Genomic DNA, 12,626 nt, shown 5'->3' on the forward strand with positions numbered 1-12,626 from the left:
GGCTCAAGCCTCCGAGATACGAGTGGTGCGCGGCAGGCCGACAACCGTGCCGTCACGAACCAGCAGCAGGTCGACGCCCCTGGGGAACCGGGCGCGGTTCTCGGCCCACTGCTCGATGAAATCGACACCCGGCAGCGGCAGCTCGGCGCTGAACTGGTCCTTGATACCGGGACCCCTGAGGGTCACGGGCCGGACGACGGAGCCGGCCGCCAGCACCACAGTGGTCGAGCGGTCCGGATACTCGTCTGTGCCCTGCCCAAAGCCGTCGAGCGCCGGCAGCAGCGCCGCGTCGCTGACCAGCGCGAACGCCGCCGCGCCGCTATCGGCGGTCAGCGGCGCGCCGCAGTGGAACGCCAGCCAGGCCACCACTGCCTCATCGGCCGCGAGCACCGGGTCGAGCCACACCAGTGTGTCGTGGTCGACGAGCGTCAGCGCCACGGCGCCGAGCTCCGGCGTCAACGGCGCCGGTGGCGCGGCATCGGACGCGATGGACTGCACCGAGCCCGGACGGGCCAGCGCCTCCATCACGGCGCGGAACACGCTCTGCGCGCCCAGCACCAGGTCGGCGAAGCCGCCTTCGATTGTCGTGTCCATCAATCGTCTCCCCGAACCATGGTGAAGAAGTCGACCTTGGTGGCCGCTGTCTCGTCGCGGAGTTTTGCATCCGCTGCCGCCTGCTCGGCGCGCAGCGGCTGCAGCACCAGCGTCTCCACCGCTTCGGCATCGCGCTGCAGCAGCGCGTCGAACAGTGCCGACTGCACTGCCTTGTCGCCGTCGCGACCGAGGCAATAGGCGTGCCCGACCTCGCCGGTTTCGAGCCGCACCGTGGCGCGGGTGACCGTCGCTTCGCCCAGGTTGAAGGCGTTGCCACCGCCGCCGGCGCGGCCTCGCACCATCACCAGCCCGGTCTCCGGGCCGCGCACCTTGTGGAAGGCCGGCTTGTCGGACCAGGCGGCCCAGAGTTCGCCGAGCCGCTTCGGCGTGGCGTGGCTCAACACCGCCATCGCCTCCTGCCGGGGGTTACTCTGGGGCGCCTCAAACATTGGCTCTTGCTCCAACTTGTATAGTAAAATAGACAAGTGATGTCGTTTCGCCCCGCTATAGGCCGACCGTGTGAAGATGCAATGACAATCTTGAGCCGTACCGAAATCGCCCCGGCCGGAGGCGTCGCCCTGTGGCGCCAGATCGCCGACGCCATCCGCCTCGACATTATCGGCGGCAAGCTCGAAAGCGGCGACAAGCTGGAAGGCGAGTTGAGCCTCGCCGAGCGTTTCGGCGTCAACCGCCACACTGTCCGCCGTGCCCTTGCCGTGCTGGAAGAGGAAGGCGTGCTCCGCGCCGAGCACGGCCGCGGCACCTTCGTCGCCGAAGCCCGCCGCCTCAGCTACCCGATCGGCCGCCGCACCCGCTTCTCCGAAGGCCTCGCCGGACAGGTGCGCCAGCGCAGCAGCCAGCTACTGTCATCGAAGATCGAGCGCGCCTCGGCGCGCCTCGCCGAGGCACTGGCGGTGAAAGTCGGAACGCGCTTGATCCGGCAGGAGACGGTCTCCTTCGCCGACGACCGCCCGCTGGCCCGCGCCAGCGGCTGGCTGCCCGAGGCCCGCTTCGCCGGGTTCGATGCCGCCTATGTCGAAGCGGGCTCCGTCACCGCGGCGCTCAAGCGCTACGGCATCGAGGACTACTCGCGCGGCACCACCCGCATCTCCGCCCGCCACGCCACCACCGAAGAAGCACGGGCGCTGAAGCTCGCTCCCGGTGCGGTGGTGCTGGTGTCGGACGCCGTGGACCTCGATGCCGAGGGGGTGCCGATCCACGCCATGCTGACGCGCTTTCCGGCGGATCGGATGGAGCTGGTGGTTTAGGGGGGCTGGCGTTCGGTGCCCCACCCTCATCCGGGCTTCGCCCACCTTCTCCCATCAAGGGAGAAGGCCCGACTGAGATGCCAGTGGAGGACCCTTCTCCCCTTGTGGGAGAAGGTGCCCGAAGGGCGGATGAGGGGTGGGCCCCAAGCACTACCTCGCCAAACTGATCCCCGCCTCCTTGAGCATCCGATCCACGTCCACCGTCTGCCCGGATGCAATCGAAGCGTTCGCCGCAATCCCGGTGAGGATCGACCACGCCCCTTCCTTATGCGTCGAGGCCCGGGCATAGCGATCCGGCTCCATGCTCTCAGGCTCGAACAGATAGCCCAGCATCACCGGGTCGGCGCCGCCATGGTCGCCGTGGCCGGCCCAGACGTCGATCGCCTCCGGCAGCCCGCCGGCGAGATGCAGCGTCGTCGTCATCGCGTCTTCCTGCGCCTTGTCGCGCACCCCGCCGAACACCCCATGCACTTCGACATGCCGGTGGGTCAGTTCACCCTTGGTGCCGTGGAACTTGATCTCCAGCCCTTCCCACGGGCTGTAGGCGCACAGCGTATAGTTGAGGAACACGTCGTTGGCGTATTTCACCTGCACCTGCATGGTGTCTTCGATGGTGATGTCGTCGGCGAACACGCACTTGTCGCGCAGGTACCCATCATCATCCTCGGCATCGAGGTAGAGCTCGCGCAGCGCCGGATCGCCGGCAAGGTCGAGCCGGTACTCGCATTGGTCGAACACCGGACAGTCATGGCAGCGCTCGCCATGCGCTCCGAGCCCGAGCTCCTCCGCCATCTGAGGCGTGTAGAACACCCGCTTGCCATTGGCGCTGACGGTCTTGGGGGTCGAGGCAACCCACCAGTTCATCAGGTCGAAATGATGGGTGGATTTGTGCACCAGGAGGCCACCGGATTTCTCCTTGTAGCGGTGCCAGCGGCGGAAATAGTCCGCGCCGTGCACCCGGTCGAGATACCAGCGGAAATCCACTGCGGTGATGTCGCCGATGACGCCACTCATCAGCAGGTCCTTGAGCTGCGTGCGGGCCGGCGTGTAGCGATAGTTGAAGGTGACGGTGAGCTGCTTGCCGCTCTGCTGCTGCGCTTCCAGCACGGCGCGCAGCTTTGCCAAATCCACCGTCATCGGTTTCTCGGTCATCACGTTGCGCCCGGCCTTCAGCGCCGCGACGATATATTCGTGATGCAGGTAATCCGGGGTGGTGACGATCACCGTATCGGGCTGCTGCTCGGCGATCATCCGCTCGAAGTCAGCCGCCTCGTAAGTGGCGATGCCGTTGCCCTTCCTCGGGATCTTGCCGGCCGAAAGCGCCAGCCGGGTCTCGTTCACGTCGCACAGGGCGACCAGGTCGTTGCCTTCCGCATGCGTCTGGGTGATCGCCTTGCGGAACATGGCATGGCGCCCGCCGACGCCGACTATCGCGTACTTCACTGGGGGTGTCCTCGTCGGGTGTTACGCCACCCGGGATCCTCCAGCGGGTCGCCCCGAAATAATTCACCGTCTGGTTACTTAGTCAAGCGCGTTGGCTCCCCTCCCCCTTGAGGGAGGGGTGGGGCGGGGGTCCATCGATGATCACCGCACCACCCCACCCACCGGCTGTTTGATGCACCGAATTGGGCACACCAGAAAGCAGAAGGCCGCCCGGTTGAGCGGCCTTCCCCCAATCAGTCGGTGATGCGAGCAGACGATCAGTAGGTGGCGCGGCCACCCGAAAGGTCGAACACCGAAGCGGTCGTAAAACTGTTTTCCTTCGACACCAGCCAGGCCACCATGTTCGCGGCTTCCTCGACTTCGAGGAAACGGCCACGGGGAATGCGGCTCAGCATGTAGTCGATGAACTCGGGCTTCAGTTCGTCGAGAATACGGGTCTTGGCGGTCGCAGGGGTGATGACGTTGATGGCGATGTCGTACTTCGCCACTTCCTTGCCCACCGCCTTGGTCATGCCAATGACGCCGGCCTTGGCCGCGGCATAGGCCGAAGCATTCGGGTTGCCTTCCTTGCCGGCGATCGAGGCGATGTTGACGATGCGGCCGAAATTGCGGGCCTTCATGCCCGGCAGCACGGCGCGGTTGACGTAGAACGCGCCGTTGAGATCGATGTCGATCACCCGGCGCCATTCGTCGAGCTCGTATTCGTCGAGCGGGGCGTTCTTGCCGGCGATGCCGGCGGAGTGGACGAGGATGTCGAGCTTGCCGAGCTTGCCTTCAACTTCCGCTACCGCGGCAGCGACGGCGTCGTAATTGGTGATGTTGACCGCAACGGTCGAGGCGGCAGCGCCGAGCTCGGCCTTGGCGCTCGCCAACAGGTCGGCATTCATGTCCCACAGGCTGACCTTGGCGCCGGAGGCGACCAGCCGCTTGGCAATGGCGAAGCCGATGCCCTGCGCACCGCCGGTGATGACGGCCACCTGGCCGTTGAGATCAATCTGGTTCATGAAACTCTCTTATTCGATCGCGCGACAATGATACGTCCGTTCAGGCGAACGGCTTTAACAGACCGCGATCAGCTATTTCCATACCGAAGCCCGGCGCGCTACTGACCTTTAGTCGACCGTTCTGCGGCAGGTCTTCGCCGGTGAACAGCTTACCGAAGATCGGACGGATCGAACGCCCGTCAGGGCTGGCCGCCACATACTCGCACAGCGACTGCGCCGGCTGGCTGGCGATGAACTGGTACGAGTACGGCCCCGAGCCATGCGGAATGACAGGGATATCGTAAGCCGCCGCCTGCGCCGCGATCTGCAGGAGCGCTGTCAGCCCACCCACCCACATCACGTCGGGCTGCAGCACGTCGATGGTGCGCTCCTCGATCAGCCGCCGGAAACCGTAGCGGGTATATTCGTGCTCGCCCGTCGTCCACTTGAGGGTCGGATGCGCCTGCTTCAAGAGCCGGAACCCCTCGATATCGTCGGGGTGCAGCACCTCTTCCCACCAGTAGATGTTGAGGTGTCTGGTCTTCTCGGCGAGGCGGATCGCGTAGGGCACGGTCAGCGCCATGTAGCAATCGACCATCAGCGGGAAATCCGGCCCCACCAACTCGCGCTGCGCAGTGAGGAATTCGATGTTCTTCAAAAGCCCGCCTTCGCCATCGAAATGGCTATGCGGCAGCGGCACCTTGGCGCCCCAGAAGCCGAGTTCCTTCACCGCATCCGGCGCTGGGCCGGTGCAGTAAAAGCTGATCTCGTCATGGCACTTGCCGCCGATCAGGTTGTAGACCGGCTCGCCGCGGAGCTTGCCGACGAGGTCCCACAGCGCCAGGTCGACTACCGAGATGGTGGCAATGGGCATGCCCTTGCGACCGTAGGGCATCGAAGCGCGAAACATCTGGTCCCAGATCTTCGAGGTGTTGCGCGCATCTTCGCCGACAAGGAAGCGGGTGAAGTGGTTGACCACCAGCCACGCCGCCGGCGGGCCGCCGAAGCCGGTGGCGACGCCGGTGACGCCGCTCTCGCTTTCGATCTCGACCACGATCGAGCCCATCACCCCGATGCCCCAGGATTGGCGCGACGCCTTGTACTGCTCGTAACCCGACATCGGGTTGGCGATCAGCGTATCGATCAGCCAGTGGCCGCGCCCCTGCTGGAAATAGTCGCCGCCATCCCCCTCGCTCTCAACGAGCGAGACGCGCACGGTCTTGATGGTGAAGTCGGACATGGAAAGAGGCCGTTTCGGCAAGAGGTCGGGAAGCGAAATCAGACGAGGTGGAAGACCTGCCGGAGCTCGACGACATGCGGCGTGCCGTCGTCATTATAGTCCATGATGTCGTCCATGAACTTCCACCAGCGCTTGTTGATCTCGGTCTTGGGGAGATCGGCCATCGTGTGGTCGGCGGTGCGCACCAGTGTCGCGAACAGCTCGTCGGTCTCCGGATCGTGCCAGATCGAGTAGTCGGAAACGCCGGCGTCGCGCAGCGCCTGGCTCAGCTCGGGCCAGATCTCGTCATGGCGTTTCTTGTATTCGGCGATCTTGCCGGGATGCACCTTCATGCGAAAGGCGATGCGCTCGGACATGGTTGTCTCCTGTGGGGTAGAGGCGGGCTCTTAGTCCTCGCCCTTGGCCTGCATCACTTCGAGCGTCGAACGGTGGACGCTCAGCAGGTGCGCCTGCATCGCCGCTTCCGCCGCCGCCGCATCGCGCGCCTCGAGCGCCGCGACGATCACCCGGTGTTCGGCCAGCGAGCGCTCCAGCACATTGGGGGTCTCGGCGGCGATCCGCCGGTACTCCATGCCGAGCACATAGAGCGAGTGCGAGATGGTGACGAGGAAGGTGTTGCCGGTCGCCGCCGCGATGGTCTCGTGGAACTCGGTATCGGCGAGCCGGAAGCCGAGCGAGTCGTTGGTGAGGTGCACCTGCGCCTCGACCAGCTTATGCAGCTTCGCCAATTGCGCATCAGTGATCAGCCCGGTGGCCATCCGGGCGATCGAGCCGTCGATCATGTGTCGGCTCTCGTACAGCGAGCCGAGATTCTTGCTGTCCAGCGTGATGAGGAACTGCAGCGGCCCGAGCAGGTCCGAGGCCTCGAGCCCGGTGACGTAGATGCCGCCGCCTTGCCGCATCTTCAGGACGCCGAGAATCTGCAGCCCGCGCAGCGCTTCGCGCAGGCTCGGTCGGCTGACCTGCATATAGGTGGCGAGTTCCCGTTCCGGCGGCAGCTGGTCGCCCGGTTTCAGTGCCTTGGTCCGCACCATCTCCAGCAGGCGCTTTGCCACCTGCTCGGCGACGGAGCTGCTGCGTTCGATCGGCGCATAGGACTCAACCGCGATCATCACTCACCCAGGGCGCGATTGCGCAACTGATCCAGACTCACCGCGAGCATCAGAACGACGCCGCGCGTCACATCCTGCCAGAAGCTCGATACGTTGAGCAGGGTCAAGCCATTGTTGAGCGTACCCAAAATCAGTACCGCCAGCAGCGTGCCCCACACCGAGCCGCGCCCGCCATTGAGGCTGGTGCCACCCAGGATGATGGCAGCGATGACGGTGAGCAGTTGCGAGCCTGCGGCGTTCGGGCCGGCTGCCCCCAGCATGGCGCCAAGGATGGTGCCGGCGACGGCGCCGGCCAGCGCCGAGATGACGTAGAGCACGATCACCGTGCGCTCGACCGGAATGCCGATCAGCCGCGATGCCTCGGCATTGCCGCCCGCCGCATAGATGAAGCGGCCGAACTTGGTCTTGGTCATCACCAGCCAGAGCGCGAAGAAAGTGACCACCATGATGATCAGCGGAATCGGGATCGAGAATAGCCGCTCGTTGCCGATCCAGTTGAAGCCGGGGATCATCAGCGGCCGGGTAAGGCCACCGGTCAGCACCAGCGCGATGCCCGAAACGATGCTCATCATGCCCAGCGTAGTGATCAGCGGGTTGAGCTTCAGCCGCGTGGTGAACAGCCCGTTGGCGACGCCGATCGCCGCGGCGAGCGCCAGCGCCAGCCCAACCGCCACCCAGACCGGCACCCCGAGCCCGACCAGCAGCGAGATCATCACGCCGGTCAGCCCGGCGATCGCCGCCACCGACAGGTCAAGCCCGCCGGCGATGATCAGCGGCGTCCCCGCCGCCGCCATCAGCCCGATATAGGCGACGTTGAGCCCGATCTGCAGCATGTTGCGGGTGTTGAAGAAGAACGGCGAGAGGATCGAGAACACCGCGATCAGGATCAGGTAGAACACCAGCAGCATGGCGACGCCCGACCAGGGCTTGGCGAGCAGTTCCATGAACCGGCGCTTCAGCGACGGGGCGGCGGCGGCGGTCTGGGTGGTGGTAGCCATGGCGATCCTTCAGGCAGTTTGGGTTTCGGCCGTGGCGGCCATCAGCGCAGCGGGAGTGACCCCGCGCGGGAATTGTTCGACGACGCGCCCGCGGTCGAGCACCAGCGAGCGGTCGGAAATGCCGGCGACTTCCTCGACATCGGAGGAGAGGATGATCACCGCGTAGCCCTTGGCGGTCAGCTCGCGCAGCTTGCCGTAGATCTCGCGCCGCGCCCCGATATCGACGCCGCGCGTCGGCTCCTCGAGGATCAAGAGCTTCACCCCGTCGACCAGCCAGCGGGCGAGGCACACCTTCTGCTGGTTGCCACCCGACAACGTCCTGAGCTTTTGTTCCGGCCCGCGGGTGCGGATGCCGAGGTCGCGGATCCAGTTCTGCGCGTGGCCGGTCTCGGCTTCGGTCGAAACGAACAGCCCGCGGGTGAAGCGGTTCTGGAACGGCAGCGCGATATTCTCGCGCACCGTCAGGTCGGCGATGATGCCTTCTTTCTTCCGCTCGGCGGCGACGAAGCCGATACCGGCCTCCTTGCCGTGCTGCGGCGTCGATGGCCGATAGGGCCGCCCGTCGAGCGTCACCTGGCCGCTGCGCTCGCTGTGCACCGCGCCATACAGCGCCCGGCCCAGCACCTCGACGCCCGAGCCGACCAGCCCGAAAATCCCGAGGATCTCGCCCGAGCGCACCGCAAAGCTCACATCGGCGATCTTGCCGCGCACCCCAAAACCTTCGACCTTCAGCACGTCGGTACCGGGTGGCGGGGGCACCTCGGTCGGATAGAGATCGCCGGCAGTGGCGCCCAGCATGGCGGCCAGCACTTCGGCCTTGTTGGTCTCGGCCGTGACGAAATCGCCGGCATTGCGGCCGTCGCGCAGCACCACGATGCGATCGGAAATCTCGAACACCTCGCTCATGTAGTGCGAGATATAGACCACCGAGACCCGCTGCTGCTTCAGCCGGCGGATGATGGCGAATAAGAGCTCCGCTTCCTGCTCGGTCAGCGCGGCGGTCGGCTCGTCCATAATCAGGATGCGCGCCTGCCCGGCAATGGCGCGGGCGATCTCGACGATGCGCTGTTCCGCCACCGACAGGCGCTTGACGTCCTGGTGCGTATCGAGCGCCTCGAAGCCCAGTTGGGCGAGCAGCTCCGTGGCGCGGACATGGATGGTCTTGTAGTCGACCTGCTTGAAGCCGAAGCCCGGCTTCATCGGCAGGTCGCCCAACAGGATGTTCTCGCCGACGCTGAGGTCGGGCATGACCGAGATTTCCTGCGGCAGCAACTTCACGCCGGCGGCGATCGCATCGGCGGGCTTGCCGAACAGCACGGCCTCGCCATCGACTTCGACCACCCCCGCATCGCGGCTGTAGAGTCCGGTGAGAATCTTCACCAGTGTCGACTTGCCGGCGCCGTTGGAGCCGAGCAGCGCCACGACCTCGCCGGCCTCGAGCCTGAGTTCGACATCGCTGAGCACGGGGACGCCGCCGAAGGACTTGCCGATGCCGCGCATCGAAAGCCGGGGAGTGCTGGACATGCCTGCTACCCTAAGGAAAGTCCGGGACGATGGCGGCTGCCACCGTCCCGGGATCAGCTTCAGTTGGTCGGGATCAGGTTGAGCGAGTCCTGCAGCTCGGGGAGCTTGCGGATCTCCTCGAGGTGCGCCTTGTAGGCGGCCTCGGGCAGCTCGAAGGTGATCGCGTCCGGCGTCGCCGAGCAGGCGAAATCCTTGTAGTACTCGCAGACATTGCCGTCGGTGACCATGTAGTGGGTCATCAGCACGGTATCCGGGACTTCCTTGCCGGCCAGCTCCATCAGGGCCAGCGGCACGAGGAAGTTGCCGTAGCGCTCGGGGAAGTAGCCCACCGAGGCGACGAAAGCCGGCTCATCGAGCAGCGTCTGGATTTCGTCGGCGCCCATGCCGACGACGATCAGGTCAGCCTCGCGGCCCGCCTGCTTGACGGCGCGCAGCATGCCGGTCGCCGCCTGGTCGTTGATCGCCGTCACCATGATCGGCACGCCCTCGGGAATCCGCCCGATGACGTTGTTCATCTGGGTGAAGCTCTCTTCGAGCGTGTTCTTGGTGTCGATCTTGATCACCTGCGCATCGGCGAACTCGCCGACCGCACCCTTGAAGCCGGCCACCTGGCCGTTGGTGCGCATTGCCGGCACGGCGCCCGACTGCGGCAGCTCGCCGACCACCAGGTAGCCGGTCTTCACCTTGTCGGCGCCGAACTTCTGGATCGCCGCCTGGCCGAGATAGGCGCCGCCCATGAAGCCCGACTTCGGGTTGTTGGCGCCAAAGAAGGTCGCCCCCGGCATCGGGATGTCGATGGCGATGACCTTGGTGTTGGCCTCGTTCATCTTCTGCATGATGGTCGCGCCGAAATTCGCATCGGTCTGGAATTCGATGACGAAGTCGACATTGCGCTGCAGGAAGCTCTCGGCATTGGCCAGCGCGGTGGCGCCGTCGAGCCGGTTGTCGACGATCTGCAGGTCGATGCCCGCGGCCTCTGCATTGGCGACGATGCCCTGCTCCACCTTGAGGCAGAACGAGATATCGCGCTGCAGGTTGGCAAAGCCGATGGTCAGCTTCTGGCCGTTGCGCGGCGCATTGGCGGCGATCGCGTCGACCACCATCGCGGCGAGCTGCTCGGCGCTCACCATGTTGCCGTCGAAACTGGTCGGATCGAAGCCGTGGAAATCCTCGGCGAAGGCGGCGCCCGACATAAGGGCCGCCGTCAGCCCGGCGATCGCAGCCAGGCGCAGACTCTTCAGTCGCATGTTCTCTCTCCCTTGTATTGGACAATTGGTCAGTCCAATTATCCAAGCTCATATCGCGTCCGTTTTCCGGGCGCAAGCCAGTTCCGGCTATTTGGTCAGACCAATTATTCGTTGACCGATCCCCTGTTCGGACCGTAACGCTCTCGAAAACGGGAGGATCGAATGGCAGATCAGGCGTCCGCACCGCTGTCGGTGCTGGCTTATGGAGACTCGAACACCTGGGGCGCCGTGCCTCAGCCGTATCGTGGCGCCGGCGGCCGCTTCGGCGTCACTCAGCGCTGGCCCCGCGTCATGCAGGCGGCGCTTGGCGCCGGCGTAACCGTCTTCGAAGAGGGGCTCAACGGCCGCACCACCTGCGTCGACGATCCGATCGAAGGCGAGATCCGCAATGGCGAGCGCTACCTGCCGGTGTCGCTGATCACCCATATGCCGCTCGACCTGGTGATCATCATGCTGGGCACCAACGACCTGAAGGCCCGGCTGTCGATGACTGCCGGCGATATCGCCGATGGCGCCGGCAAGCTCGCCGACCTGGTGCGCCGCTCCACTGCCGGTCCCGAGGGCCTCGCCCCCGAAGTGCTGCTGGTGTCGCCCGCTCCGCTGGCCAGGCTCACCTGGCTCACCGAAATGTTCGAAGGCGGCAGCGCCAAATCGCAGAAATTCGCCGCCGAATACGCCCGCGTCGCCACGGCCTACGGCGTGCACTTTTTCGACGCCGGCAGCGTCATCGGCTCCAGCGACGACGACGGCATCCACCTCGATGCCGGCGCGCATGAGACGCTCGGTTTGGCGCTGGCGGGAGAGGTTCGGCGGATTTTGGAGATTTAGCTCCCTTCCCTTGGCAGGATCCATGCCGCAGACGGGCCGGCGCGGGAAGATACCCCCCACCCTGTCCCTCCCCCGCAAGGGGGGAGGTGACGCCAACGCTGACGCCGGTGTTTTGGTCTCCCTCCCCCTTGCGGGGAGGGGACAGGGGTGGGGGTGCGTTTCCCGCACCGAGCGATCCGGAACGGTCGAGTAGTCGCCCGCCCTACCCAAGGCTCAACGCCTTCACCACCGCCTCATCCACCTCGATCCCGAGCCCCGGACGCGTCGGAGCGTAAGCCCGTCCACCGCGCTGGCGGATCGGTTCGTCGACCAGGTCGGTCTGCACCACCACCGGGATCGGCTTGAACTCGAACAGCCGCGCATTGGGGGAGGCGAGCGACAGGTGGAGGCTGGCCGCGCTGAGGATCGCCGTGCTCCAGGCATGGGCGTTGATGGTGATCCCGGCCGCACCACACAGCGCGTCGATCTTCGAGAACCCCGTCACCCCCTCGGCCCGCGACGGATCGACCCCGAGCACGTCGACCGTGCCGGTTTCGATCAGCCGCTGGTAGCCGGTCACCGTGAACTCGCGCTCGCCGGTACCAACGGGCATGTTGGGCAGCGCCGCCTTCAGCGCCCGATAGTCATCGATGCGGGTCGGATAGAACGGCTCCTCGATCCAGCCGATCTCGTACTCGGCCATCCGCCGCGTCGTCGCGATGCCGGTGTCGCGGTCCCATTTCACCCCGTTGCCGATATCGACGATGATCTCGAAATCCGGCCCCAGCGCCTCCCGCAACTCGCGCACGAAGGCGACGTCATTGTCCGGGTCCTGCCCGATATTGGAGAGGCCGCGCTTGCCGAAGCCGAGCTTGGCGCCGCGGTAGCCCTCGGCCTGGTAGCCGACGATCTCCTCGACGCACAGCGCCCGCGTCGCCTTGTTGACGTGGCTGGAGGAATAGGCCGGCAGGCTCTCATGCGCCTTGCCGCCCAAGAGCTCATAGAGCGGCTTGCCCTGGAGCTTGCCCTCGATATCCCACAGCGCCATGTCGAGCGCCGAATAGGCGAAGCAGGCAATGCCGCCTTCGCCGTACCACCAGGCATGCGCCCGCATCTTCTCCCAGGCCTCCGCGATGCTGATCTCACCCGCAGCGGTGAGCAGCGGCCCGAAGCCGCTATCGATCAAGGTCTTGGTCGCCCAGCAGGCCTCCGGCCACATGGCGATGCCCTCGCCCCAGCCGACCACGCCGTCCACCGTCTCGACCTTCACCAGCACCGTCTGGCGCAGGTTGCCGTGGTCGTTGGTGTCGGCATAGCGGACCACGTGGCTGGTAATCTGGCCCACGCGCATGCGGCATCTCCCCTGAGCGCTTTCAGGAAAAGTTGCAGACTTTTCCGGTTCGAAAGCGC

At 65.6% G+C, this 12,626-nt stretch carries 13 protein-coding genes; 2 read left to right on the plus strand and 11 right to left on the minus strand.

What is annotated here, in order from left to right:
- Positions 1 to 3 precede the first annotated feature (3 nt).
- Positions 4 to 594, minus strand: a complete 591-nt coding sequence (gene phnH, locus AC1ROK_RS20615) for a phosphonate C-P lyase system protein PhnH (protein WP_492850375.1) — start codon at positions 592 to 594, stop codon at positions 4 to 6.
- Positions 594 to 1,043 carry a phosphonate C-P lyase system protein PhnG gene (gene phnG, locus AC1ROK_RS20620; protein WP_492850377.1) on the minus strand — a complete coding sequence of 150 codons (450 nt, stop codon included), beginning with the start codon at positions 1,041 to 1,043 and terminating at the stop codon, positions 594 to 596. The genes phnH and phnG overlap by 1 nt, the downstream gene beginning before the upstream one ends.
- 81 nt (positions 1,044 to 1,124) lie before the next feature.
- Here phnG and phnF point away from each other — a divergent pair, with 81 nt between their 5' ends.
- Entirely contained in the window at positions 1,125 to 1,862 is a 738-nt protein-coding gene (phnF, locus tag AC1ROK_RS20625) for a phosphonate metabolism transcriptional regulator PhnF (protein WP_492850379.1), read from the plus strand.
- A 150-nt stretch (positions 1,863 to 2,012) separates the two neighbouring features.
- Here the strand turns inward: phnF and AC1ROK_RS20630 are convergent, their stop codons facing one another.
- The 8 genes from AC1ROK_RS20630 to AC1ROK_RS20665 form a co-directional block, all read right to left on the minus strand.
- Complete coding sequence (locus AC1ROK_RS20630) at positions 2,013 to 3,305, minus strand: Gfo/Idh/MocA family protein (RefSeq protein ID WP_492850381.1); 1,293 nt, start codon at positions 3,303 to 3,305, stop codon at positions 2,013 to 2,015.
- Between the two features lie 257 nt (positions 3,306 to 3,562).
- Complete coding sequence (locus tag AC1ROK_RS20635; RefSeq protein WP_069912519.1) at positions 3,563 to 4,309, minus strand: SDR family NAD(P)-dependent oxidoreductase; 747 nt, start codon at positions 4,307 to 4,309, stop codon at positions 3,563 to 3,565.
- 40 nt (positions 4,310 to 4,349) lie between these two features.
- Positions 4,350 to 5,528, minus strand: coding sequence for an L-rhamnonate dehydratase (gene rhmD / locus AC1ROK_RS20640; RefSeq protein WP_492850384.1), 1,179 nt, complete (start codon positions 5,526 to 5,528; stop codon positions 4,350 to 4,352).
- Between the two features lie 38 nt (positions 5,529 to 5,566).
- Positions 5,567 to 5,884, minus strand: a complete 318-nt coding sequence (rhaM, locus tag AC1ROK_RS20645) for an L-rhamnose mutarotase (protein ID WP_492850386.1) — start codon at positions 5,882 to 5,884, stop codon at positions 5,567 to 5,569.
- 30 nt (positions 5,885 to 5,914) lie between these two features.
- A complete protein-coding gene (locus AC1ROK_RS20650; RefSeq protein WP_492850388.1) occupies positions 5,915 to 6,640 on the minus strand; it encodes a FadR/GntR family transcriptional regulator in 726 nt (241 codons plus the stop codon).
- On the minus strand, positions 6,640 to 7,638 hold the full coding sequence (locus AC1ROK_RS20655) for an ABC transporter permease (protein ID WP_492850390.1): 999 nt from the start codon (positions 7,636 to 7,638) through the stop codon (positions 6,640 to 6,642). The genes AC1ROK_RS20650 and AC1ROK_RS20655 overlap by 1 nt, the downstream gene beginning before the upstream one ends.
- 9 nt (positions 7,639 to 7,647) lie before the next feature.
- Complete coding sequence (locus AC1ROK_RS20660) at positions 7,648 to 9,162, minus strand: sugar ABC transporter ATP-binding protein (RefSeq protein ID WP_492850392.1); 1,515 nt, start codon at positions 9,160 to 9,162, stop codon at positions 7,648 to 7,650.
- 59 nt (positions 9,163 to 9,221) lie between these two features.
- Entirely contained in the window at positions 9,222 to 10,409 is a 1,188-nt protein-coding gene (locus AC1ROK_RS20665) for a sugar ABC transporter substrate-binding protein (RefSeq protein ID WP_492850395.1), read from the minus strand.
- A gap of 162 nt (positions 10,410 to 10,571) precedes the next feature.
- On the opposite strand from AC1ROK_RS20665, the gene AC1ROK_RS20670 reads away from it, so the two are divergent.
- Positions 10,572 to 11,237 carry an SGNH/GDSL hydrolase family protein gene (locus AC1ROK_RS20670; protein ID WP_492850397.1) on the plus strand — a complete coding sequence of 222 codons (666 nt, stop codon included), beginning with the start codon at positions 10,572 to 10,574 and terminating at the stop codon, positions 11,235 to 11,237.
- 202 nt (positions 11,238 to 11,439) lie between these two features.
- Here the strand turns inward: AC1ROK_RS20670 and AC1ROK_RS20675 are convergent, their stop codons facing one another.
- Positions 11,440 to 12,567 carry a mandelate racemase/muconate lactonizing enzyme family protein gene (locus tag AC1ROK_RS20675; RefSeq protein WP_492850399.1) on the minus strand — a complete coding sequence of 376 codons (1,128 nt, stop codon included), beginning with the start codon at positions 12,565 to 12,567 and terminating at the stop codon, positions 11,440 to 11,442.
- Positions 12,568 to 12,626: the final 59 nt, after the last annotated feature.

It is taken from the genome of Devosia sp. GW821-FHT12F11 (assembly GCF_058806655.1).